General features: G+C 37.0%; 21 protein-coding genes. 15 read left to right on the top strand and 6 right to left on the bottom strand.

The genetic code is table 11. The features are described 5' to 3' along the window. From H6W53_RS20345 to H6W53_RS20375, 7 genes are all read left to right on the top strand, one after another. A partial coding sequence (locus H6W53_RS20345) for a T9SS type B sorting domain-containing protein (protein ID WP_228457847.1) occupies positions 1-2,774 on the top strand: 2,774 nt, incomplete at its 5' end. Positions 2,775-2,893: 119 nt separating this feature from the next. Next, on the top strand, positions 2,894-6,295 hold the full coding sequence (locus tag H6W53_RS20350; RefSeq protein WP_185209338.1) for a T9SS type B sorting domain-containing protein: 3,402 nt from the start codon (positions 2,894-2,896) through the stop codon (positions 6,293-6,295). A 163-nt stretch (positions 6,296-6,458) separates the two neighbouring features. Next, positions 6,459-7,247, top strand: a complete 789-nt coding sequence (locus H6W53_RS20355; RefSeq protein ID WP_185209340.1) for a hypothetical protein — start codon at positions 6,459-6,461, stop codon at positions 7,245-7,247. Between the two features lie 208 nt (positions 7,248-7,455). Continuing rightward, positions 7,456-8,256, top strand: coding sequence for a DUF6759 domain-containing protein (locus tag H6W53_RS20360; RefSeq protein WP_185209342.1), 801 nt, complete (start codon positions 7,456-7,458; stop codon positions 8,254-8,256). Positions 8,257-8,338: 82 nt separating this feature from the next. After that, the gene (gene trmB, locus H6W53_RS20365; protein ID WP_185209344.1) at positions 8,339-9,016 is read left to right on the top strand and encodes a tRNA (guanosine(46)-N7)-methyltransferase TrmB; all 678 of its coding nucleotides are present in this window, start codon (positions 8,339-8,341) and stop codon (positions 9,014-9,016) included. 159 nt (positions 9,017-9,175) lie between these two features. Beyond that, complete coding sequence (locus H6W53_RS20370; protein ID WP_185209346.1) at positions 9,176-9,799, top strand: DUF6759 domain-containing protein; 624 nt, start codon at positions 9,176-9,178, stop codon at positions 9,797-9,799. A 54-nt stretch (positions 9,800-9,853) separates the two neighbouring features. Beyond that, positions 9,854-10,309 (top strand): DUF6759 domain-containing protein, encoded by a 456-nt coding sequence (locus H6W53_RS20375; RefSeq protein WP_185209348.1) that lies wholly within the window; start codon positions 9,854-9,856, stop codon positions 10,307-10,309. A 73-nt stretch (positions 10,310-10,382) separates the two neighbouring features. Here the strand turns inward: H6W53_RS20375 and rpsB are convergent, their stop codons facing one another. The 3 genes from rpsB to rplM form a co-directional block, all read right to left on the bottom strand. After that, positions 10,383-11,144 carry a 30S ribosomal protein S2 gene (gene rpsB / locus H6W53_RS20380; protein ID WP_076396348.1) on the bottom strand — a complete coding sequence of 254 codons (762 nt, stop codon included), beginning with the start codon at positions 11,142-11,144 and terminating at the stop codon, positions 10,383-10,385. Between the two features lie 207 nt (positions 11,145-11,351). Continuing rightward, positions 11,352-11,738, bottom strand: coding sequence for a 30S ribosomal protein S9 (gene rpsI / locus H6W53_RS20385; protein ID WP_072883409.1), 387 nt, complete (start codon positions 11,736-11,738; stop codon positions 11,352-11,354). A gap of 5 nt (positions 11,739-11,743) precedes the next feature. Further along, complete coding sequence (gene rplM / locus H6W53_RS20390) at positions 11,744-12,199, bottom strand: 50S ribosomal protein L13 (protein WP_185209350.1); 456 nt, start codon at positions 12,197-12,199, stop codon at positions 11,744-11,746. 326 nt (positions 12,200-12,525) lie between these two features. Here rplM and H6W53_RS20395 point away from each other — a divergent pair, with 326 nt between their 5' ends. Then, positions 12,526-13,641 carry a DUF3667 domain-containing protein gene (locus tag H6W53_RS20395; RefSeq protein WP_185209352.1) on the top strand — a complete coding sequence of 372 codons (1,116 nt, stop codon included), beginning with the start codon at positions 12,526-12,528 and terminating at the stop codon, positions 13,639-13,641. Here H6W53_RS20395 and H6W53_RS20400 read toward each other — a convergent pair. After that, positions 13,638-13,970, bottom strand: coding sequence for a hypothetical protein (locus H6W53_RS20400; RefSeq protein WP_087707154.1), 333 nt, complete (start codon positions 13,968-13,970; stop codon positions 13,638-13,640). The two genes, H6W53_RS20395 and H6W53_RS20400, sit on opposite strands and share 4 nt — an antisense overlap. Positions 13,971-14,208: 238 nt before the next feature. On the opposite strand from H6W53_RS20400, the gene H6W53_RS20405 reads away from it, so the two are divergent. Both H6W53_RS20405 and H6W53_RS20410 read left to right on the top strand, forming a co-directional pair. Further along, a complete protein-coding gene (locus tag H6W53_RS20405) occupies positions 14,209-17,556 on the top strand; it encodes a methylmalonyl-CoA mutase family protein (protein WP_185209354.1) in 3,348 nt (1,115 codons plus the stop codon). A 130-nt stretch (positions 17,557-17,686) separates the two neighbouring features. After that, positions 17,687-18,727, top strand: coding sequence for a hypothetical protein (locus H6W53_RS20410; RefSeq protein WP_185209356.1), 1,041 nt, complete (start codon positions 17,687-17,689; stop codon positions 18,725-18,727). Between the two features lie 68 nt (positions 18,728-18,795). Here H6W53_RS20410 and H6W53_RS20415 read toward each other — a convergent pair whose 3' ends face one another. Beyond that, positions 18,796-19,548 carry a hypothetical protein gene (locus H6W53_RS20415; protein ID WP_185209358.1) on the bottom strand — a complete coding sequence of 251 codons (753 nt, stop codon included), beginning with the start codon at positions 19,546-19,548 and terminating at the stop codon, positions 18,796-18,798. Positions 19,549-19,758: 210 nt separating this feature from the next. Here H6W53_RS20415 and H6W53_RS20420 point away from each other — a divergent pair, with 210 nt between their 5' ends. From H6W53_RS20420 to H6W53_RS20440, 5 genes are all read left to right on the top strand, one after another. Further along, positions 19,759-20,469, top strand: a complete 711-nt coding sequence (locus tag H6W53_RS20420) for a diphthine--ammonia ligase (RefSeq protein ID WP_185209360.1) — start codon at positions 19,759-19,761, stop codon at positions 20,467-20,469. A 36-nt stretch (positions 20,470-20,505) separates the two neighbouring features. Beyond that, entirely contained in the window at positions 20,506-21,396 is an 891-nt protein-coding gene (locus H6W53_RS20425) for a hypothetical protein (protein ID WP_185209362.1), read from the top strand. A 127-nt stretch (positions 21,397-21,523) separates the two neighbouring features. Then, positions 21,524-22,015 (top strand): T9SS type A sorting domain-containing protein, encoded by a 492-nt coding sequence (locus tag H6W53_RS20430; RefSeq protein ID WP_185209364.1) that lies wholly within the window; start codon positions 21,524-21,526, stop codon positions 22,013-22,015. Next, positions 22,012-24,261 carry a carbohydrate-binding domain-containing protein gene (locus H6W53_RS20435; protein WP_185209366.1) on the top strand — a complete coding sequence of 750 codons (2,250 nt, stop codon included), beginning with the start codon at positions 22,012-22,014 and terminating at the stop codon, positions 24,259-24,261. The genes H6W53_RS20430 and H6W53_RS20435 overlap by 4 nt, the downstream gene beginning before the upstream one ends. Before the next feature lie 98 nt (positions 24,262-24,359). Beyond that, positions 24,360-25,508 carry a serine hydrolase domain-containing protein gene (locus tag H6W53_RS20440; RefSeq protein WP_185209368.1) on the top strand — a complete coding sequence of 383 codons (1,149 nt, stop codon included), beginning with the start codon at positions 24,360-24,362 and terminating at the stop codon, positions 25,506-25,508. 1 nt (position 25,509) lies between these two features. Here H6W53_RS20440 and H6W53_RS20445 read toward each other — a convergent pair whose 3' ends face one another. After that, positions 25,510-26,235, bottom strand: coding sequence for a hypothetical protein (locus tag H6W53_RS20445; RefSeq protein ID WP_185209370.1), 726 nt, complete (start codon positions 26,233-26,235; stop codon positions 25,510-25,512). Between the last annotated feature and the right edge of the window lie 4 nt (positions 26,236-26,239).

Genomic DNA, 26,239 nt, shown 5'->3' on the forward strand with positions numbered 1-26,239 from the left:
GTACTCTTTTTGCACAGAGGGATACGGAGCACTGGATTGCACCTTACTATGCATCCACAACAGGATATACCAATGCGTTATATCTTTCAACAGACTCCACCACTCCTTTTGATGTAAAAATTTATAACAATAATACTTTGCTAACGACCGTTACCATCAGCAAAGGAAATCCTCAATCGTATACTGTTTCTGCCAATCTTATTAGCGCAACAACCGCTTCGGAAGCATTGCAGATCATTACAAAAGGAATTTATCTGAAGGGAGACAAGCCTTTTTACTGTACATTGAGGTCTGCACAATCTTCACACGGAGAAATTATTACATCCAAAGGTAAAGCAGGAATCGGGAAATTATTCTTTGTAGCCAACCCACCAAATACCAATGCAGGAACCGGTACTTCCAACAATTTTACTGCAGGAATTCTTGCAACGGAAGACAATACACAGGTTACCGTTACATGGAATACTTCAGGATTGGTCTTTTTAGGAGGATCTACTTCCGGAACCAATACCCACACTTTTACCCTTAACAAAGGGAAGTCTTACATCATGGCAGGAAATAATGGCACCGCAGCAAATCTTACGGGATTTATCGGAGCCAAAATAGTTTCAGATAAACCCATTACCTTAACCAACGGAAGTTCTAACGGTAATTTCGGAGCTTTAAGTTCAAGTGGTTCAGATTTAATTATGGATCAGTCGGTTCCAGTGGAAAGACTGGGGAATACTTTTGCAATGGTAAAAACAAGATCTACCGCTCCTGCCGAAAATATGGAAGGTGGAATTGTTATTGCCACAGAAGATAACACTCAGATTTTCATTAACGGAGCTACTGCACCTATCGCAACAATTAATGCCGGAGAATGGTATAGAATTAATGAAACCAATTACATTCAGCAGGGAGGAGCAAGCGGACATTTCAATATGTTTATTTCAACTTCTAAAAATGTATACTTGTATCAATTAGTTGGTGTAGGAACAGAAAATAACACCGGAGGATACAATTATATTCCGCCTTTGAACTGCTTCCTTCCGAGAAAAATTGATGAGATCGGAAAGATCAACGAAATGCCAAGTGTTTCGGGGGTAACCATGAAGCTTAATATTCTTACAGAAGCAGGAGCGGCTGTTACGGTGAATGGAGCAACTCCAACCGCTGCGCAGGGACCTTATCCTTTAACAGGAAACACCAACTGGGTAACTTATGCTATTACAGGAATTACAGGAAATGTAACAGTAACCTCCACCAAAGCGGTAACAGCCGGAGTGAATGGAGGCTACAGCACGGCTGGTTATGGGGGATATTTTGCGGGATTCTCTTCCATTCCTTTAATTACAAAACAAACCGGAGACTGTATTCCGGGAATTGTTCTTGAGGTTGATGACAGCTATGAAACCTATCAGTGGTATCTGAATGGAAGCCCTATTCCGGGAGCCAATTCAAATAGTTATACGCCGACAGTAGCAGGAAATTACACCGTAAGAATTACAGTAGGATCTTGCGTTCCTGCAATAACTCCTGTTTATAAAGTGTATACCTGTCTTCAGCAGTCTACGAAAGCGCTTACGGTTTGTGAGGGTTATCAGGCAGTAGTTCCTGCCTTTACAAATTCTACACAGACGTATGTTCCGAGTACGGTAACGATTGTTACGCCTCCAGCAAATGGTTCTGCTGTTATTGATCCTAATGGAGTAATTATTTATACCCCAACTTTTGGTTTTACAGGTACAGATACAATAGTTTACAAATTCTGTGGAAACGATCCTGATTTTACAGATTGTGAGCAGGTAACTTTAACGTTTACCGTTTCTGCAAGTCCTACTGTAACGGATGCAACACTGAGATCATGTTTTATTCCGTCTAATCCTGCTACGGCATTATTTGACCTTACAACAGCTCTTGTATCTACCACTACAGGAATTACAAAAAAATATTATCCTTCTTTAACGGATGCACAGCTCGGAACCAATGAAATCCTCAATCCGGCGAACTATGTTGCACCCAACGGAGTCGTTTTTGTGAAAGTAAGCAATGCAAACGGATGTTTCAGAATAGCAAAAGTTACTTTAATTGTTCTTCCACCAGTGTATTCCAGTGTTTTACAGGAGAAGATTATCTGTATCGAAAATAAAACAACTTTAGATGCAGGTCCAGGATTTACAGCGTATTTATGGAGTACAGGTGCAACAACACAGTCGATCAGTAACGTTACCACAGGAACTTACTGGGTAGATCTGAAAACAGGAAATTGTGTAACGAGACAGACGGTAAAAGTCTATGCTTCGGAGCAGCCTGTTATTTCAAGCATTGATATTTCCAATAATACCGTTACGGTAAATGTATTGGGAGGAACAGCTCCTTATCAATACTCTATTGATAATATTCATTGGCAGGATTCCAATGTATTTACCAATGTTCCGAGAGGAAACAATACATTCTATGTAAAAGATTCTTACAACTGTAATCCAATGCAGGTAGAAGTTACCGTACCGAATCTTATCAACGTGATTACTCCGAACGGAGATGGCGTAAATGATATGATTGATTATTCTGCTTTAGGAAACAAGAAAAACCTTGTGTTCAATATTTACGACAGATATGGTACAAAAATGCATGAAGGAAATAAGGAAAACGGATATAAATGGGACGGCTCAGTAGGCGGTAAAAAAATACCTACAGGAAACTATTGGTATGATGTAAGCTGGAACGAGCCAAACGGCAAACAGACCCCGATTAAATATTCCGGATGGATCTTAGTGAAAAACAGAAATTAAGCTTATATATTTCTTTAAATAATACTCTGAAAACCATGATTTTGATATCATGGTTTTTTTTATTTTTTTAAGCTCAGAATGCTTTTTATTATTAAATTTGTGTTAAAGGCAATATCTGAATGAAGAAAATTTTATCTTTTCTGTTTTTACTTCTCTTTTTCACCTCTACTCTGGCACAATTGGATAGAGAACACTGGTTTGCACCCATGGTAGACCGCACAGGAAATTCAAACCCCAATCAGAAACTATATCTTTCTACTAACCGTACCACCCCTTTTCCGGTAGAAATTTATAACAACAATACTTTAATTGCCACAGCAACGATCAGCAAAGGAAATCCTCAAAAAGTTGATATTTTAAGAGATTATATTATTACATCACAGCAGACAGATCTTTTTACTCCAACAACAAAAGGACTTTATGTAAAAGCAGAATTTCCCTTTTACGCCAACTTAAGATTTTCAGTATTTAATCACGCTGAAATTATTACATCCAAAGGAATTCCTTCCACCGGAAAAACTTTTTACGCAGCCAATGCTCCCCTCTCTGTAAGTAATTCTATCCTGAATTTTATGACGAGCGTTCTGGCAACTGAAGACAATACCACCGTTACCATAACAGGATATAAACCCACTGTACAGTTTTCCAACGGAACAACGGGAGCAACCAATCCTACCATTACGTTTAATTTAAATAAAGGGCAATCCTACATCATCGACGGAATCGGAAATATTACAGGAAACTTTGACGGATTTATAGGTGCTAAAATTACAGCCAATAAAAACATTAACGTTACCAATGGAAATTTCAACGGACAATATGCAGGAAACTATCCTCAGAGTTCTGATATCCTCATGGATCAGTCGGTTCCCGTAGATCGTTTGGGAAATGAATTTGCTTTGGTAAAAGGTAACGGAAGCATCGGTTCGAATATGGAAGGCGCTTTGGTAATTGCCACCGAAGACAATACGGAAATCCGTGTAAATAATGAAGTTGTTCCTGTTGCCACTTTAAACACGGGACAATATTTCATGATTCCGGACTCCAAATATCAGCTTCAGGGAAGCGGACATTATAATTTATACATCAAAACAACCAAAAACGCTTATATTTATCAGGTTCTTGCGGGTGCGAGTACCGCAGGAAACGAAGTGGCAACCGGTGGATTCAATTTTATTCCGGCACTCAACTGTTATTTACCGAAACAGATTAATGAACTCGGATTGATTGATGAAAACTTTGTCTACTCCAATGGAAACCCGAATGGTATTTTAAATGTTCCCACGAAACTAAACCTTATTACGGAAAGAGGTGCAGTGGTTACCGTAAACGGAGTTACTCCTCCGGCTACAACAGGACCTTTCAATATGACGGGAACCCTGAATTGGGTAACTTATGGCATTCCCAATACTGCAGGAACCGTAACTGTTGTTTCCTCTAAGGCGATAACTGCGGGAATTAATGCAGGAAGTGATGCGGTAGGATATGGCGGATTTTTCGCAGGATTTCCCACACAGCCTGTCATTTTAAAATCCGGTGGAGACTGCGCTCCGGGAATTATTCTCACAGTAGATCCTGTAATTTATGACACCTATCAATGGTACGTCGGCGGAGTTTTAATTCCGGGAGCTACAGGAGCTTCTTACTCACCGACTCAGTCCGGCTATTACACCTGTTCGGTAACGATGGGAAGCTGTGCTCCATTAATCACGGCACAGTACAAGGTACAGAACTGTACAAAACTGTCTACCGCGACCTATGATGTCTGTACCACAAAAACAATTACTCCTGCATTTACCAGTTCTACCCAGACTCCGGTTCCTTCTACAGTTGCCGTGCTTACGGCTCCGACTTTAGGAACGGCAACCGTAAATGCAACAACAGGAGTTATTACTTATACCGTTACGAATCCCGGAACTGCAGGAACAGACACTTTCACGTATACATTCTGCGGGAACAACCCAGATTTTCCTGACTGCGAAACTGTAACCGTCATTATTAACATTCAGGTTTTAACGGTGAATAATGCAACATTAAAAGTCTGTGATAACGGATCGGGACAGGGAATATTTAATTTAACAACAGCCAATGTTACCAGCAATTCTCCGGTAACCATTACCTATTATACGAATCTGTTGGATGCCCAGAACGAAACTCCGGGAACCGCAATTACCAATGCAACTTCTTATACCGCAACAAACGGAACCATTGTGTATGCCGTGGTAAAAAATACACTTGGATGTAAAGCCATTGCCCAGATTACACTTAATCTTTACCCTTTTGCCAACGTTCTTAATAATTATAACGGAACTTTTTGTGATGATAATCTGGACGGCGTGGTGAATGTAATTCTGCCTAACATCACCCCTCTTGTTTTAAACAATCCGACTTATTTTACGAATGTAAGATATTACGCTAACTTAGCAGATGCCAATGCCGGAAACGCAAATACTTTACCGAATAACTGGTCATACACAACCACCACTACAATTTATATAAGAGTAGATTCTCCGGACGGTTGTCCTCCTGTTGTAAAGCCGCTTGTTTTTGTTATCGGAAATAAAATTTCTTTAATTAAAACCACACACGCCATCACCATGTGTGATGATAATCTGGACGGTACAAAATCAATTGATTTAATGCCTTATATCAGTCAGTTTACAACAGATCCATCCGTTACCGTAACTTTTCACCCTACTCTTCCGGATGCTCAGAACAACACGGCGCAGATTGTAAATCCAATGAATTTATCAGGAACGCAGACTATTTTTATAAGATTTGAGAAATCCGGAGTCTGTCCTAATATTGCTTCAATTACCGTTACGATAAAAACTCCGAAATCGTCACTTATTCTGAAAGATAAAGTAGTTTGCCCTAAAACATTAACTACTTTAGATGCAGGACCGGGATTCGACAGTTATCTATGGAGTACCGGAGCAACCTCCTCTTCAATCGGAAATGTTGCGCCCGGAAATTATTGGGTAGATCTTACTGCAGAAGGCTGTACTTACAGACAAAGTGTAACCGTTACAGAATCTTCTCTTCCGGTTATCACGATGATTGAAATAAACGGAAGTACCGTAACGATAGGAGCAAGCGGTGGAACTCCGCCTTACGAATATTCTCTGGATGGCGTAAACTGGCAGAGTTCAAATGTTTTCATGAATGTTCCGAGGGGAAATCATATTATCCACATTCGGGATACCAATCAATGTGAAGAAGTTATAAGACCTTTTGTTATTATTAATCTTATCAATACAATTACGCCTAACCTTGATGGCTATAATGATGCCATAAATTATTCTGAATTAATGAATAATGACAATATTATCTTCAGAATTTTTGACCGTTATGGAGCAGAGGTATTTCGAGGAGCGCCTTCCAACAGATTTACCTGGGACGGAAGAGTCGGAGGAAGACTGGTAAACACAGCAACGTACTGGTATTTCATAAGCTGGACGGAATTTGGAGGCACAACTACTGTAAAATATACGAGTTGGCTTTTGGTAAAGAATTATTAATCGGAATGAAAAATCATTAAAAATTTTCACACATTTTATATTTAAATGCATACTTATAACATTCATTAACAATTCCTCATTAAAGTTTAATATAACTTTAACCTGTTTTCACTACTAAAATAGGTATAGCTTGTTGGTTTTCTGCGTAATTTTGCGGTATTATATGAAGAAGCTATTTACTCTGCTGCTGTTGGTTTTTCTGGCAAAAATTAACGCACAAACATACTCCGGAGAAGTTTTTCTAAAAGATAATTCTGTTTTGTATCTGAACCAGATGTATGTTACGAATCTTACTACCCTGAAAACTGTTTTAAGCGATTATAATGGTGATTTTTATATCTCTGCCAATCCTGGAGATGTGATCCGTTTTACGTCGATTATTACAGAGCGAAAAGATATTAAGCTGACGCCCCAGATGATGGATCAGAAAAATCTGGTTGAACTGAAAGTGGCGTATCACGATATTCAGGAAGTCATCATCAGCAGATTTAAACCTACGGGTAACTTACGTTATGATGTTAATTCAATAAGAAAAGAAGATAAGGCTTTAGCGATTAAAAAAGTAATCGGTCTTCCGGAACCTAAAGGAGACGGAACTCCGCCGCAGCTTCCTGTTGCAGGTTTGCGGGATGGCGGACTTACCTTCAGCCTGGAAAGCATTTATGATATTCTATCCGGAGAAAGAAAGAAAAAACAGCGCTATGTAGCCTACGAAAGAATGAATAATTCTGTAACGCAGATTAAAAATTATCTGGGAAAAGATTATTTCACGAAATTCAAAATTCCTGAAAACTTAATTGATAATTTCCTGCAGTTTGTCTATACTTCAGAAAATATCGAACCTTATGTTCTTGCCGGAAATTTTGAGGCGATAAAAATCCCTATAGAAAAATATCTTCCGATTTACCAGAGAAGATTAAGGAATTCTCATCTTCAGGATGTTCTGAAATAAAATTTCTCATTATACAAATAAAAAAAATGTACATTTTCCAAGTGATATGTACATTTTTTTGTTTTACTTAAAATAATTTTTAAATTTAGAAAAAATTGATTGTTCATTACAGTTGGTGTAATTTTCGCTGCAATTTTGGATACTAATGCCTTAAAAATAAATCAATTAAACGAGAAAATATTTTACTTTTACACTTTAATACCAGTGAATGAAAAAGTTATTTATATTTTTTAGTATGATTCTGTACATCACTCTTTCCGCTCAGTCGAAAGGGAAAGATTACAGTGAAATTTTAAAGAGTAAAAATATTTACGAAATTAATGCTTTCCTGAGAGATGCTCATCCCGATGATCCGCGAAGATCTGTACTTAAGCCTCGTGTGATGGAAATGATGAAAGAATACATAAAAAATGCGCAACCCGGTGACCAGAAAGTAAAGCAAATGCAGGACTGGCTTGCTATGCTGAAGAGAAGACCTTCAACCAAAATATCTTTTGATGAGATGAATGCTATCATTAAGCAGAAACAGATTGCAAAATATCAGAAAGAATTGCAGGTGGGGCAATCTGCGGTAGTGTACACACCAAGTAATCCGAAAAATGTATATATTGCTCCTGCAGCTTCCTCCGCACCATCTTCAAACACGAAACCTGTGGTTGCCATTCCGGATGCAGAAGCTTCTGAATTTAATATGCTGATGGCGGAAAATCCTACGGAACATAAAAACAAAACGGTAAAAATCCTTAACTCTCTTTTCGATAACGACCCCAATGCGAAAGAATGTATCGTGATGATTGAAAATAAATCTGACTGTAATATTATTGTACGAATAGAAGGAATCGGGACCACGAAGTACAGGCTTCCTGTTCCTTCGCACGGCGACAATTCGATTGTGATACAGAAAGGTGATTATCTTTTCACCAGTATTGTTTGCGGAGCTCAGTACGCCTCACAGAAAACCATCCAGAAACCCATCATGGTTGCACTGGGAAGTTCTATGAGAAAATAACGCAGTTAGCTGTTATTTTCAGGTTTAAAAATGGAGCATTTGCCTAAAATTAGTTATTTTTGCAGGATTTTATAAATGTCTCATGGGTAAAAATAAATTAGCAAGATTCGCAGAAAACAAGATATTACCAAATGTTATTCAGCCAACTAGAGAAGATGCTTTAAATGGTTTCGACCTTAAAGGAAAATGGAGAACAGATTTCTTTAAAAACGACAATCCTATTGTTTTAGAATTAGGCTGCGGAAAGGGAGAATATTCGGTAGGTCTTGCAAAAACATTCCCTGAGAAAAATTTTATAGGAGTTGATATTAAAGGGGCAAGATTCTGGTTCGGAGCCAAGGAAGCTGTAGAAAACGACATGAAGAATGTTGCTTTTCTGAGAACCCAGATTGAACTCGTTGATTATTTTTTCGGAGAAAATGAAGTGGATGAAATCTGGATTACGTTTCCGGATCCACAAATTAAATATAAGCGTACAAAACACAGATTAACGCATCCTGACTTTTTAGAAAGATATAAGAAATTCTTGAAACCCGGCGGAATTATCCATTTAAAAACAGATTCAGAATTTCTTCACGGCTACACTTTAGGATTTTTACAGGGGGCAGGTTATGAAATAATTACTGCACACCACGATATTTACGGAGCCTTGGAGTATGATCCGAATACACCGCATCTAAGAGATATTAAAACATATTATGAAGAGCTTTTCTCTGCAAAAGGGAAAACAATAACGTATATTAAATTCAGAATTAACTAACAAACAAAAACACACGATGAAAAGAAAATCAGTATTTCCAGACACTTTACAAATTTAACTTATCGGTAATTTTTAGGTGATAAAATTCACATAAACAATTAAAGGCTGTACTATTTTACATCCTTGTATTTTCACGTATAAACACAAAAAAGATAAGTTATGAAAAAAGTAATGTTGATTATTTCGACGGGAATTCTCGTATGCTGCAGCAGCGTTCAGGAACAAAATAAATCCCAGAATATTTTAGAAAGTAAAAACATCAGCGAAATTGAAGATTTCCTGAAAACCGCACATCCGGATGATCCTAAAAGAAACGTATTAAAATCTAAAATAATTGCCTTGAAAAACTCGGAGTGGACCAAAGGAAAAAAGGATGCCAAACCGATGGAAGCAAGACCTGTTATTTCCGAAATTTCTTCTAACCTAATGAAGAATTCTAATGCCTCGGAAACGGAGGAGTTTAAACGCCTGATTGCTTCTACACCCGCTGAACATAAAGAGAAAACAGTAAAACTGCTTAATGCGATGTTTAATGAAGATATCAGCAGCAAAGAAGTTATTCTTTTGTTTAAAAATAATTCTGACTGTAATATCGTTTTAAGAATTCAGGGAAAAGATTTCTATAATCTTGCAGTACCGGCGAAAGGAGAAAATTCTATTGTGATTAATAAAGGAAGTTATACTTTAACGAGCCATGTCTGTGATGTTTTATATTCCTCACAGAAAGAAATTAAAAAAAGTATTTTTTTAACCATTAATAATCCTGTTCAGACTGGAAAATAAATTATGACGGGCGAGTAAGTAAAAGTTTTAAATTTACACCAAGAAAATTTTGTTATGAAAAAGCTTTTTTCTTTTACGGTTATGATCATCATTGTCTTAAACAGTTGTGAGACTACTCATTACAGGACAAACAACAGTGCCGTAAAAAATCCTCATACAAACTCAAGTACTGTTAGCAGAACCTCTACTGCCAATCAAACGGAATTAGAATATCAGACTTTACTAAAAACGTACAAATCTGAAACGGCGGCAGTTTTAACGGATCTTTTAAACGGCTCCGAAGACAGCCCGAATACGTCAATTACTGTTGAGAATAATTCCCGCTGCAATATGGTTCTTACGATTAGCGGTAATAATTATTTCAAGAAAATTCCGATTGGCGCCAACAAAATAGGTTCGGCAATGGTTCCTAAAAATCAGAATTACAATATTTCCGGAATGGTTTGTAATTCGGTGTATCAGAAAACTAAGTTTATCAGTACTTCTTATAATGTAACGCTTTCAAATTAACAGGAAGCTTTATTAAAAACAAAAAAAGACCGCTAAAATTTAGCGGTCTTTGTATTTTAAAGAAAATCTTTAATTATTCAGCATCAAAGTCAGCATCTTTATCAGCAGATACTACTTCTCCTTCTTCTTTAGATTTTTCTTTATCAGCTTTTCTCTGAGACTGACCTTCTTTGATAGATTCTGAAACTACACTAAGAATCATATCGATAGATTTAGAAGCATCATCGTTTCCTGGGATAACGAAATCTACTTTTCTTGGGTCAGAGTTTGTATCAACAATACCGAAAACCGGAATACCTAATTTCTTAGCTTCAGTTACCGCGATGTGTTCTCTCATGATATCTACTACGAATACAGCAGATGGAAGTCTCACCATGTCAGCGATAGAACCTAAGTTCTTCTCAAGGTTAGCTCTCTGTCTGTCTACCTGTAATCTTTCTTTTTTAGATAAAGTTTCGAACGTTCCATCTTTTTTCATTTTGTCGATAGAGTTCATTTTTTTAACAGCCTTTCTGATAGTAACAAAGTTTGTTAGCATACCACCCGGCCATCTTTCTGTAATATAAGGCATATTAAGTTCAGAAGCGTGTTTTGCAACCACTTCTTTCGCCTGCTTCTTAGTAGCTACGAAAAGAACTTTTTTACCTGCAGAAGTTAATTTTTCTAAAGCGTTACAAGCTTCATCCAATTTAACAGCTGTTTTATGTAAGTCTACAATGTGAATACCATTTTTCTCCATAAAAATGTATGGAGCCATATTTGGATTCCACTTTCTAGTCATGTGACCGAAGTGTACACCAGCCTCTAGAAGGTCTTTTACATTTGCTTTTGCCATGTTTTTTGTTTTTGTTAGTTTACTTTCCGTCTTTTAAACAATCAACAACTTCTTTAGATGGGAGAAGCGTTTGGATGCTAAACGTAACGGGCAATTGGCGGTTGGCTTTTTGCTTGTGGCAATTGGCTTTTCGCCGAGATTAAGTTTAAATAAAAATTAATACATTTCTGTAGCAAACAACCATAAGCCATTCGCCAACAGCAAATCTTAACGTTTTGAGAATTGGAATCTCTTTCTTGCTTTTTTCTGACCTGGCTTCTTTCTTTCCACCATTCTTGCGTCTCTTGTAAGTAAACCAGCAGGCTTCAATGCTAATCTGAACTCAGCGTTGATTTCGCATAAAGCTCTTGAAATACCTAATCTGATAGCTTCTGCCTGACCTGTATTTCCACCACCGAATACATTTACGGTAACGTCATACTGACCAACAGTTTCAGAAAGGATAAATGGTTGGTTTAATTTGTAAACCATTACATCTGTAGAGAAGTATTCTTTAGCATCTTTACCGTTTACTGTAATGTTACCAGTTCCTGGCTTTACATAAACTCTTGCTACAGAAGTTTTTCTTCTTCCGATTTTGTGAACTGTAGACATATTAATTATTTAAATTCGTTAACATTAATTGTTTTAGGCTGTTGAGCTTCATGTTTGTGCTCAGTTCCTTCGTATAAGTAAAGATTCTTATGGATCGCAGCTCCAAGTCTGTTTTTAGGCAACATTCCTTTTACTGATTTTTCCAATACTTTTAAAGAATCTTTCTTTTGAAGTTCAGCCGCAGTCATAGACTTCTGTCCTCCAGGGTAACCTGTATGCCAGATATAAGTCTTGTCGTTCCACTTGTTTCCTGAAAGAGTTACTTTCCCAGCGTTCAAAACGATTACGTTATCACCACAATCTACGTGAGGTGTGTAGTTCGTTTTGTGCTTACCTCTCAAAATCTTTGCAACCGTAGAAGCTAGTCTTCCTAACGGTTGTCCTTCAGCGTCTACCACAACCCATTCTTTATTAGCAGTAGCTTTGTTCGCTGAAACAGTTTTGTAACTTAATGTATTCACACGTTTTAGTTAAAGATTAAACATAATTTTCCCCTAAAAGGGTGTGCAAAGGTACAAATTATTTTTAGAATGCAAAAACATATTTCGTTTAATCTGCTGATTATGTGTTTAAGACTAAGTATCTGAAAGACTTAATCGTATAAAAACAATTAAAAAACAAGAAAATTCCAATTGAAAAATTTACTTACAAATTTAAAAATAATTTAAAAATCAATCAAATTTCAATAATAACTGTCAATTAAATTTAAACTTTCATCCAAAACCATATCAATATGATTATTTAATTTCTTTAAATAATTATATTTGCTGAAATCCATATCTATATCATGAGCCACGGAAAAATTAGAGAAGATAAAACGTGTCTTAACTGCGGACACCTTGTTGAAGAAAGATTCTGCCCTCATTGCGGACAGGAAAATACGGAACCCAAACAGCCGTTCCATTATCTTTTCACTCATTTCATTGAAGATTTCACGCATTATGACGGACAATTCTGGAAAACAATAAAATATTTACTCATTCGTCCCGGGAGATTAACTAAAGAATATCTTGCCGGAAAGAGACAAATGTATGTGGCTCCTGTAAAATTGTATATTTTCATCAGTTTTATTACTTTTTTTCTCCCTACTCTATTTTCCGGTTCAGAAGAAGAACTTTCAGAAAACGAAAAGAAAGAGCAGATCCTGAAAGAAAAAGAACAGGACGAAAAAATTGCACGATTTACAGACAGTCTGAAATATTCGCTCCAAAAAGATCAACTGATAAAAGAGGATTTATCTAGTTCTAAGACGGAAAAAGACCTGAAAATTGGCAGCAAAAAAAATACTACCGATCCTGAAGAGGATACTTTTACACAAACAGCCGACGGAAAAATGAGCATTCTGGGAGCTACTACCATGAAGCAGTTCGACTCCTTAAGCCTTAAAAATCAGGATAAAAAAGCCGTATTTGCATTTTTAAAACCTTATGCAAAAAAAATATTTCACTTTCAGGAACAGGGATTGAAAAAAGATCAGATCTTTGAAAAATTCACTGAAAATATTGTCCACACTCTTCCGAAAGCATTATTTGTTTATCTGCCGATTTTCGCTTTCTTTCTATGGCTTTTCCACAATAAAAAGAAATGGTGGTATTTTGATCATGGTATTTTCACGCTTCATTATTTTTCCTTTCTGCTGTTAGGAATTCTGATCATCATAACCATTTCGGAACTTACTTCATTACTTCCGGATAATACGATTTTCAACACTTTAACATTTTCAATCTATTCCGCAGCCGTCATTTATATGCTTGTATATTTCTTTATAGCGCATCACAGAGTTTACAAAAATGCACGAAGTATTAGTGTAATGAAAGGAATTCTTTTATTTATTGTCAATTTATTCGGACTTTTCTGCATGTTCCTTCTATTAATGTATGTAAGTTTTATGACGATGCATTAATCGCGCAGTGTTTTATTTGCTCTGAAACTTGCAATTAAATAATACGCCACAAAAACCGTCGAAAATTTAAGAACGGAAGGAATAGCCAGTTCCAGATTAAAAATTAAAGCGCCCACAAGAACCAAGATTCCCATGGCAACAAAAGACAATCCTAATTTTTGAGGCAGAGTAAAATCCGGGGTATCTAAATAATAGGCAACTCCCCATGCAAAACCAAAGGCAATGGCATAATAAATATCGAGCCCGATGTTTTCCGAACTGTAAAAGAAATAATTAATTAAAAAACTTAAAACCGTTCCCAACGCAAAATACAGCAATGCCTTTTTCATACCTTATTTATATGATGCAAAATTATAGAAATTAATGATATCATTCTGTGAAAGATTTTCTGAGAAATCAGCGGCGTAACTTCTAAGCAGTTATCATTTCTAACAAATGTTAGTTTAAATGAGGTTCAAATATTTAATCAAAGCAAATTAACTTAATCATTTACAATGTATTAACATTAAACATCGGGTTTCTATTTTATTATTATATTTGGAAATTCAGAAATTTTCTAAATCTTTTATGGAAACCCAAAAATATACTCCAAAAAATAAAGTCAGAATCGTGACGGCTGCGTCGCTATTCGACGGTCATGATGCTGCGATTAATATTATGCGCCGTGTGATTCAGGGAACAGGATGCGAAGTTATCCACCTTGGACACGATAAATCGGCTGAAGAAGTAGTAAATACTGCGATTCAGGAAGATGCAAATGCCATTGCATTAACCTCTTATCAGGGTGGTCACAACGAATATTTCAAATACATCTATGACCTTTTAAGAGAGAAAAACTCTCCGCAGATCAAAATTTTCGGTGGCGGAGGCGGTGTAATTCTGCCCGAAGAAATCGAAGATATCATGTCTTACGGAATCGACAGAATTTATTCTCCGGATGATGGTCGTGAACTTGGTTTACAGGGAATGATCGACGATTTGGTTCAGAAATCAGACTTCGCAACAGGAAAGGATGTTGATGTAAAAGATCTGGATTCCATCAGTTTTGAAAATTCGACAAGCATTGCGAAAATCATTTCTGCCGTTGAAAACTTCTCGGAAGAAAAACCGGAACTGGTAAAAGCGATCGACGAAAAATCAAAAGACTTACATATTCCGATTATCGGAATTACAGGAACCGGAGGAGCGGGAAAATCTTCTTTAACAGACGAATTGGTAAGACGTTTCCTACGTTCCAATACTGATAAAAAAATTGCGATTATCTCAATTGACCCTTCAAAAAAGAAAACCGGAGGTGCACTTTTGGGAGACAGAATCCGCATGAACGCGATCAATGATCCAAGAGTGTATATGCGTTCGATGGCAACAAGAGAAAACAACGTTTCGGTTTCTCCGTTCATTCATTCTGCATTGAATGTCTTGAAATTAGCTCATCCTGATGTTATTATCCTTGAAACTTCAGGAATTGGACAATCCGGTTCGGAAGTTTCCGATTTTGCGGATGTTTCGATGTATGTGATGACTCCGGAATATGGAGCTTCCACACAGTTGGAAAAAATCGATATGTTGGATTATGCAGATTTGGTTGCTTTAAATAAATCTGACAAACGTGGCGCTCTTGATGCCCTTCAAGCCGTAAGAAAACAGTTCCAGAGAAACCATTTGCTGTGGGAACAGCCATTGGATGAAATGCCGGTTTATGCTACAAAAGCATCTCAGTTCAACGATCACGGAACGACGGAATTATACAACAGACTGGTTTCTAAAGTCAATGATAAATTTGCTGATTTAAATTTAAAAACATTTGTTGAACAGGAAATTACAGACGAAGTAACGATTATTCCGCCAAAAAGAGTCCGTTATCTTTCTGAAATCGTTGAAAACAACAGACAATACGATGCGAATGTTGAAAAACAGGCTGAGTTGGCAAGAAAAATGTATCATATTGAAGGCGTTAAAAATTTCCTTTCCAATGAAACATTAGATGCTGAATATCAAAAAGCTGAAAAAGAACTTCAACAGGAAAATATCGACTTCCTTAAAACATGGGATGATACGAAAGAGGCTTTCAAAGCTGAATTTTATTCCTATTTCGTAAGAGGAAAAGAAATTAAGGTTGAAACCTCAACAGAATCTTTATCCCACCTAAGAATTCCGAAAATTTCTTTACCGAAATACAACGACTGGGGCGATCTGATCAAATGGAAAGGACAGGAAAATCTTCCGGGAAGTTTCCCTTACACTGCGGGAATTTATCCTTTCAAAAGAACCGGAGAAGATCCAACAAGAATGTTTGCCGGAGAAGGAGGACCTGAAAGAACCAACAGAAGATTTCACTACGTTTCTGCGGAAATGCCTGCAAAACGCTTATCTACTGCTTTCGATTCAGTAACTCTTTACGGACAGGATCCGGCTTTACCACCGGATATTTACGGAAAAATCGGAAATGCAGGAGTTTCGATTGCTACTTTGGATGACGCTAAAAAACTATATTCAGGATTTGATTTAGTGAATGCATTAACTTCGGTTTCAATGACGATTAACGGTCCGGCTCCGATGTTATTGGCTTTCTTTATGAATGCCGCAATCGACCAGAATGTGGAGAAATATATTGCTGAGAATAAACTTGAGGCTAAGGTTGAGGAAGTTTTGAAAGCGAAATTCGACGACAAAGGTTTAGCAAGACCAAAATACAACGGAGAATTGCCGCCTTCCAATAATGGTTTAGGATTAAAACTATTGGGAATTACAGGAGATGAAGTCATTCCTGCCGATGTATATGCAGAAATTAAAGCAAAAACCATCGCAACCGTTCGTGGAACTGTTCAGGCAGATATTTTAAAGGAAGATCAGGCGCAGAATACCTGTATTTTCTCTACTGAATTTGCTTTGAGATTAATGGGCGACGTTCAGGAATATTTCATCAAAGAAAAAGTAAGAAACTTCTACTCTGTTTCCATTTCAGGATATCACATTGCGGAAGCAGGAGCCAATCCGGTTTCTCAGTTGGCATTTACATTGGCAAATGGTTTCACGTATGTGGAATATTATCTTTCAAGAGGAATGGATATCAACGATTTTGCACCGAACTTATCGTTCTTCTTTTCTAACGGAATCGACCCGGAATATTCGGTAATCGGACGTGTGGCAAGAAGAATCTGGGCAAAAGCAATGAAACTGAAATACGGAGCCGACGAAAGAAGCCAGATGTTGAAATACCACATCCAGACTTCGGGACGTTCGCTTCACGCTCAGGAAATTGATTTCAACGATATCAGAACCACTTTACAGGCGTTGTATGCAATTTACGACAACTGTAATTCATTGCACACCAATGCTTATGATGAGGCGATTACAACGCCAACTGAGCAGTCTGTAAGAAGAGCGATGGCAATTCAGTTGATCATCAATAAAGAATTAGGTTTAGCGAAAAACGAAAATCCGCTTCAGGGTTCATTTATCATTGAAGAATTAACGGATTTAGTAGAAGAAGCTGTTTACGCGGAATTCGACAGAATCACTGAAAGAGGCGGCGTTTTGGGTGCGATGGAAACGATGTACCAACGTTCAAAAATTCAGGAAGAATCAATGCATTACGAATGGCTGAAGCATACCGGAGAATATCCGATTATCGGAGTGAACACGTTCTTAGGAAAAGACGGTTCGCCAACGGTTCGTCCGGGAGAAGTTATCCGTTCAACAGAGGAGGAAAAGCAGTTCCAGATTGAAATGCTTCACAACTTCCAGAAATCCAATGAAGACAAATCGGAAGCCGCTCTGAAAACGCTGCAACATGCCGCGATCAATCAGCAAAACTTATTCGAAGTGATGATGGATGCTGTGAAATACTGTTCTCTTGGACAGATTACCAATGCTTTGTTTGAAGTGGGCGGGAAGTATAGAAGAAATATGTAGCTTCGACTTCGCTCAGCTACCTTTTTTACGATTTATAAATCAAACCTCAGGGAATTTTCTTTGAGGTTTTTGTACTTTTATAGACTAATCATCCATTTAAACCGTTATTAAAAGAAAATAAATAACCATCATGAAAATATTTTTAAGAAAAAATGTACTATTTGTATTCCTATCTTTATCTGCCATTTTATTTGCCCAGAAGCGAACGGAAGATTTTACGATTATCCCGCCTTCTCAGAAATCAGAGAAAAGCTATTATAAAACCATTACAATTATTGATGCCAGAATTGATACAACAACCGTTGGAATTGTGCAGCAGGGCGCATTGAATGCAAAAGCCAGAGTGGTTCCTACGTCTCCCCTTTCTGATCAGTTTCAAAATGTTCTAAACAGCATAAACGGAGAAAATGCAGAAAACGGAAATCTGGTTTTATATCTTAAACAATTGTATTTTGCTGAAGTCTCAAAAGCATTTACTGAGTTGGGATACTGTTATTTCCAGGGTTTTCTTTTTGCTAAAAATGATGACGGAACCTACTCTTTGCTCGAAAAAACAGATACCGTAACAGAGCATAAATCAGCCGATGTAACGAAAGAAATTTTAAGAAAAGGTAGTGAAATGCTGGGAGAATTTATTGCTAAAAATGCATCCAGAAAACCTAATACAACAGAGCGTTACACATGGGAACAGCTTAAAAATTTTGATGATATCTATAAACAGTCAATCAGCCTCTTCAATTCTTCTGAATTGAAAGACGGACTGTACAAAGATTATACTTCTCTGAAAAACCAGCAGCCTCAACAGGAAATCAGCAGCGTTAAATTTTACGGAAACCAACCCAAAATTCACAGAATATTTGAAACAGCAGACGGAAAAGAAAAAGAAATAAAGAAAGATGATGTGTATGCCCTTGTTTACAAAGGAGAATTGTATGTTTATCTTCCTATCGAAAATCTTTTCACGAAGGCAGAAAAAAGAGACAACGATTATTATTTCGTCGGAAAATTAAGATCCGGAAGTCCTAATATTGGAAATTTGAGTATCGGAATGTTTTTCGGCGTTGTGGGAGTCTTAATGACATCAAATCCGGCTTATCCTTTTGAACAGAAAATAGATTATATTAACGGAGCATTTATTCCCGTTAAAGAAATTCAGTCGAAAAAATATTAATAAATGTTTTTTAACAAAAAACCCCTCACAGAAATTCTATGAGGGGTTTATTTTATTTCAAAAGGACTTTAGTTCTGGCTTAGCAAAACAATATTCAGAGAAGCGTCAGAAATATTAGCCGTTGCTCCGTCAGAATACATATAAAGCCTTAACTGATCATTTTTGTTAAAATAGGCAATTCTTGTATACAGCATTGTCCAGCGGTTTCCGGAATTCGTGTCCCAGATTCCTTCGGGAATATCTGAATTTACAGTATGCACCGCCTGAAACACATTTCTACTTGCGCTTCCATCTACAAGTCTGATACTCGATTTAATGAGATAAGTTCCCGAACTTGGCACAGTGTATGTGTTGGATGCCGGAGTCCAGATTCCACCGCCTACATTTTTAGTTACGGTTGAAAGAGGAACCGTGGTAAAACCACCGGAATTGATACTAGCCGCTGTTGCAGAACCATTTCCGCTTCCCAGTGAAGCAATAAAAACCGCTGTTCCTGTTTTAGCAACTACAGATTGCCATGCGGTACCATCAAAATAGTAATATCCAACCGTCGCGATCTGTGCTGTTGCAGATACCGTGGAACCTCCTGTAACATCCGTAATATAAAGTAAAGCACCTACATGATTAGAGTTATACCCTGTCTTTGCATTCAGCTGAGCCAACGTTATTCTGGGCGCTCTCATTCCGTCTGCTTTGGTAACGGTAGAAGCTACTCCGTTCACATCCAGAGTCATTTGCGGTGTAAGCGAATTGATCCCAACATTCTGAGCATTCGCCCGACTCAGAAATACAATCGATAGAAATAAAAAAAACTTTTTCACGGCACAAAAATTAGCAGGTGCAAATATATAACATTATTACCCACCATAAATCCTTATAACTGACTAAAATAAAATTATATATGAACTTTTATTAACATTTAATTAAAATAATCTAATACAATGCAAACAACCATAATTTCAATAAATATGTACAATTGTCAACTGACTTTTGAATCAATCTGATTATTTTTGAAGAACATTACCTCAACTATGAAACCGAAAGCCATCTTCAACTGGAGCAGCGGAAAAGATTCTGCTTTAGCGTTATATAAAATTTTAAAGGAAGAAAAATTTGAAGTCACCTCTCTGCTTACAAGCATTAATAAAGAATTTCAGAGAATCTCCATGCACGGCGTTCATGTTTCATTACTTGAAAAACAGGCAGAAAGTCTAGGCTTTCCTTTAATTAAAATGGAACTTCCCAAAGAACCTTCTATGGAAGAGTATCGAGAAATTATCGGCAGAACTATGACGGAAATACAATCTCAAGGCATTACCCATTCTATTTTCGGAGATATTTTTCTGGAAGATTTAAAGAAATACCGCGAAGACCAGTTACGCTCCATTGGAATGGAAGGAGTCTTTCCGTTATGGAAAATCAATACAACCGACCTCATCCGTGAATTTTTAGATCTTGGCTTTAAAACCATTGTTACCTGCGTGAACGAAACCTATCTCGATAAAAGTTTTGCCGGAAGAATTATTGATGAAGACTTTATTAAAGATTTACCTGAAAATGTAGATGTATGCGGAGAAAATGGCGAATTTCATACTTTTACTTTTAACGGCCCTCTTTTTAAAAATCCTGTTGAATTCGAGATCGGGGAAATTGTTAAAAAAACCTATCCGAAACCGAAATCTGATGAAAACAGCGAAGATGATGAATATGTTTTCTGGTTTTGCGATCTGATTGTAAAATAATTTCTGTGCTTTTCCGTTTTTGTGTAAACTAAAACAATGAGACCTTATCTTAAAATTGAAAAGTCCTGTGAAGAATCTTTAAAGAATATGCACACGATTCCGGAAGGAAAATTCTGCGATTTGTGTTCGAAAAAAGTATACGATCTTACCAAGCTTACTCATTCTGAAATTTCGGATATCGCAGAACAAAATCATGGCAAAAAGTTCTGCGGAATACTCATTAACAAAGAGCCTGAGCAAAAAAGGGAAGAAACTTTTTCAATTCGTGAAGATATTTCCCACAGAAAAAATACTTTTACAAAAGTAGCAGCAGGAATTGCTTTATCAGCGAGTTTGGTAAATACTCTTCCTGCGCAGACCAAAGATATTTCAAAAACACAGGTTATTCTTACCGGAAAAAATTTATCCACAGAAAAAAACAAAAACACAGAAGGCGGCGAAAAATTAACAGCCTCTGGAAGAATTGTAACCAGCGAAGAAGGCAAACCCGTAAAAGCGTATGTAAATTTAATCACCATTAATAAAGTATATTCCACCGAAACTAACGAAGACGGTTTTTACTCACTGGAAATTCCTCAGGAATTAGCTCAGGAAGAGAATTATCTTTTAGAATTCAGCCCTTTTTCTTATAATTTCGATCAAAAGCTGAAAGTATTCAGCAGAAATGAACTCAGACAGAATACAGTGATCAAACTTCCGGACAATGGAACTTATAAAGAGTTGGGAGAAGTTAGTTTCGGTCCGCCGTATGCCGAAGAAAATTCAATTGTTTTTCTGCACGGTAAGAGACTTGATTACAAACTGTACAACAAAAGCTATTCTTTGTACAGCAGCAAATACGATATTCATTACATCTCGAAACCTTATACTAAATTTTTCACCGAAAGTGATCTTGTAAAAGACATTTTTATTGTTTTTGTAAAATAAGAATATTTCAATAAAAATTTATTTTAGTTAAATATTTCTCATTCACCGACACATTTTTACTGTTTACCTCAAATTATTTCTTCAATGTTAACTAAAAATTAATTTTGAAACATAAATTAATTTGATAATGAAAACAACAGAATTTTTCAGCAAAATGATGGGTTTGCTTTTATTTCTGTTTGCAGTGGTTTCCTTTGCTCAAACAACAATAAAAGTTACCTATTACACGGGTTCCACACAGAACTACACAATTGAAAACAGCGGAAAACTTTATTTTTCAGGAAGCAATCTATTGGTGAAAACCGCGAGTTCCGCTTCCGATATTTCTATCCCGACCGGTATTATCCGGAAAATAACTTTTTCATCAACCATTTTAGCCACTCAGGAGATCGGGCTGAATAAAGACCAGATCAGACTATACCCGAATCCATCCGCAGAATTCATCAGAATAACATCAGACAAAAAAGAATCTTTAAAAGTGAAAATCTATTCTGCTGAAGGAAGACTTGTTCTGTCGGGAACTTATCAACCCAATGAAGACATTAATATCAGCAGCTTCAAAGAAGGCTTTTATCTGGTACAGGTTAATAACACAACTTTAAAACTGATTAAAAAATGAGAAAGTATTTATATATCGTAATTGCATGTTTTTTGTCTTTTGGATTAAAAGCCCAAAGCAATATTGTGGCGCATAATTCGGGAAACAATATGTACGCTTCTCCTACTCCGGTTGTCGACAGTATTAAATTTGACTCAAATTATACAAAATTTCACATTAACGGAGCTGCAGCAAGTTTAGACTTACCGAAAAGCATAGTTGACAGTTTAACGTTCTCTCCTACTGCGGTTAGCTTAACCAAAATTTATATTATTTACAAAGGTTCAGAAAATGCAACCATTATCAATCCTTATTCTAATCAGGGAGTTACTATTACGGCAACAGGCGGAACGGTGAATGTTGTTTCCACTGCAACCATCAATAATTTAGAATACAATTTACTGGGAACAAGCACAACAGGAAGTCTCACAATGAGCTCTTCTCTTCCCGCAAGTTTTGTAATGAATAATTTAAATCTTACCAATGCTTCCGGATCTGCCATTAATATCACCGGCGGACAAACTCATACTTTTACCCTTCAGGCAGGGACAACAAATTCATTAACAGACGGTTCTTCAAGCACAAAAAACGGGACATTACAAACCGATGGAAAAATAATTTTTACAGGAACAGGAACTTTAAGCATTAAAGGAATTAAAAAGCACGGTATTTCCACTTCCGCAGGAATTGAAGTTCAGAACGGAAATATTACAGTAACTTCTTCCGCATCAGACGGTTTTCATTCGGAAGGTTATGTCATGAGCAGCGGAACGGTAAACATCACAGCAACCGGAGACGCAATTGATGCAGGAGATACAGCAATCTCTATTTCGGGAGGAAACCTAACCGCAACTTTGGCTTCAGCCGATGTAAAAGCGATTAAAACAGGAACTTCAACCATCGGAATTTCGGGAGGAACATTTAATTTAACTTTAACAGGGGCGCAATCAAAAGCCATCAGTGCAAAAGGAAATATTACTTTCGACGGTGGAAATATTACTGCTTCACTTTCGGGAGCAGCCGTTCTTACCGCTTCAGGAAGCGGATATGACCCTTCTTATTCCACAGCCATAAAAACCGATGGAAATGTTATTGTAAACGGAGGAACTTTCAATCTTTCTTTAGCTTCTACGGCAAACGGAGGGAAAGGAATTTCAGCCGCTCAGAATATCACAGTCAATAATGGAAATTTAACGATTACAACAGCAGGAAACGGAGCTACTTACACCAATACAACAGGCGTTTTGGATTCTTACTCTTCTTCTGCCATTACAGCAGACGGAAATCTTCTGATTAATGCAGGTTCAGTGACGACAACAAGTTCGGGAACAGGAGGAAAAGGCTTAAAAGCAGACGGAACGATAACGATAGGAAGCGCAACAGGAAATCCTGTTTTATTAATTAAAACAACTGGAGCCCGATTTTTAGTATCCGGAACAGATTACAGTCACCCGAAAACTCTGGTCGCAACCGGAGCCGTTGCAATCAATAATGGAAACAACACCTTTAATTCTACAGATGACGGGATTCATTCAGATGCATCGGTTACCATAAATGGAGGAACAAATACGGTTTCTGCAATTTCTTCCACTTCGGGAGTCGGTGAAGGTGTAGAAGCGCCGATCATTACTTTAGCAGGCGGAGTAAACAATATTACGGCTTCCAATGACGGAATTAACGCAACCTACGGAACAGTTGCCGGAGGAACGGAATCTAATGACAACAGCCATCTGTACATTACCGGAGGAATTAATATCGTAGCAGGAAGCGACGCGATTGACAGCAACGGAAATATCACCATTACAGGCGGAACAACTATTGTAAACGGACCGACAAGTCAGCCGGAAGAAGGAATTGATTACAACGGAACTTTTTTAATGAACGGAGGTTTTCTGATTTCTGCGGGATCGAATGCAAGTATGACTAAAGCAATGGGAGCTGCTTCCACACAGGTAAGTATGTTCCTGAAATCCAGCGCACAGCTTGCAGCCACTTCTATGTTGCATATTGAAAATGCTTCGGGAACGGAAATGGTAACCTTCAAACCTAAAAACGGAGTGTATTATTTTCATTTTTCCAGTACGAATCTTGTAAACAGTACTACTTATAAAGTTTATTTTGGCGGAAGTTATACCGGCGGAAGTTTTGTGGGAGGAACTTCAGGATGGGGATTATACACCGGAGGAACTTATTCTACTTCCGGAGGAACGCTTAAAAGTACCTTTACCACTTCAGCAACCAATACCGTAAATACAGTATCATTCTAATTACCATTTTAATAATTTACAACAAGCCTCTTAATGAAAATTAGGAGGCTTTTTCGTAACAGGGGCATAAAAATTGCTTCCTGAAAGAAAAACAATAAATGATTAAAAAATTACTTTTCTCTGCTCTTTGTGCTTCTATTTCTGTCAGTTTAATTTCCTGTCAAAAAGAGATTCCATTTATTCCGTCCGGAAAAAAAGTGGACAAACAGGCAATTGCAGACAGTACGATCATTGCTTTTGAAAAAAGTCTTCTGAAAAACCAGATCGATTCTGTTTTCAAAAAATATCAGTTTAACGGAAGTGTGGCGGTTTTCAAAGATTCGGTTGAGCTGTACAGAAAAAATCAGGGCTTTGCAGATTTTAAAGATCAATTAAAAATGAATGACAGTACTGTTTTTGCCATCGGTTCTGTAAGCAAACAATTTACCGCTGCTTTAATTTTGCTTCAGATGGAACAGGGAAAGCTGAATGTAGACGATAAAGTTTCAGCTTATTTAAAGGAGTTTCAAAACAAAAATTACGAAAATATTACCATTCATCAGCTTCTGAACCATACTTCGGGACTGAATACTTTGGGCGGAAAGCTCCAGTTTAAAAGCGGAACGGATTTCTTTTATTCCAACTATGGTTTTAATACATTGGGAAAAATTGTGGAAAAAGTTTCGGGTAAATCGTATGACGAAAATGTTTTAGATTTATTTAAAACAGCCGGAATGAATCATTCTTCAACTGCGACTTCTTTTGAGGGAGAAAACTTTGCCGGAGCTTATTTAGGCAACAGAAAAAAATTCGAAAAGATCCAGAATATGCCGAAAAGACTCGCCAGTAAAGATATTGGAGTTCCTGCAGGCGGAATTTTATCCACCATTAACGATCTTCATATGTGGAATACTGTTTTATACAGCGGAAAAATCCTCCGTCCTGAAACACTGAAAAAGTTTGAATCTAAAAGCGCAGAAAGACATCATGCGATTTTCGGGAAAATGGGTTACGGCTACGGAATTATGAGCAACATCGGCAAACCGGCGGCATTTTTCCACAGCGGTTACGTTAAAGGCTCACCTTCATTAAACATCTTTTATCCGGAAACAAAAACTTCGGTTATTATTCTTTCTAATATCGCCGATGAGGAACAGGGAAAAGGATTTACTTTTAAACCTCACGTTGAGATCAAAAAAATTACAGATGCTTTGGAAAGTACTATTTCGGAGATGAATTCTACAAAAGGAAATGCAATGAAGATGTAAATTATTCAGCAGAAAGATTCAGAAAGTCTTTCATTTTTTCTAATGATTTTTTATGTTCGAAAAAATTGATAAGACCGAAAATAATTATTACCTGTATACAGTAAGGAAGAACTAATGTTGCCAGAACAAAAATAATTTCGCTGTGATCGTTAGTTCTGAAAAACAGATACGGATAAATACCTTTCTTGGAAATGATCTGTGTCATTGAAGTCATAGAAACAACCAGTAAGCCAGTATTTTGCTGATACATAGAATAAAAAAGCCTGCCTCTGTATTTAAAATCCTGTTTTACATATTTCCAGATTTTACGATTAAAAAACCATACTCCAAAAGTAAATAGAACGAACAATCCATTTTGTATTTTGAAAAGAGTACTGTAAACTTCCTCATTATTGGCTAAAAAAATCAAAAGAATATTGACAGCAAAAGAAATCAATCCCAATAACAATGATTTTTTAAGAATATTATTGTATCTGGCTTTCGCTATTTTTTTTACAATAACCGGAATCTGTTCTTGGTAAAAAATAGAGTAACGCGTCATTTTAAATTCACTTCCCCATAACTTTTTCGTTTTAAGGAAAGCTTCATCGAAACCCACATTTTCCTCCATCTGAATATCGGCAATCTGAGAGATCATATGATCTTTCACTTCCAGCAAAATATCCAGAGGAAGCCTATGAAGCATCAGATAATCTGTAATCTCCTCTTCCTGTTCTTTAGTCATCATTTTA

Origin of the sequence: Chryseobacterium sp. C3, from assembly GCF_014218905.1 — a bacterium.
GTDB lineage: Bacteria > Bacteroidota > Bacteroidia > Flavobacteriales > Weeksellaceae > Chryseobacterium > Chryseobacterium mucoviscidosis.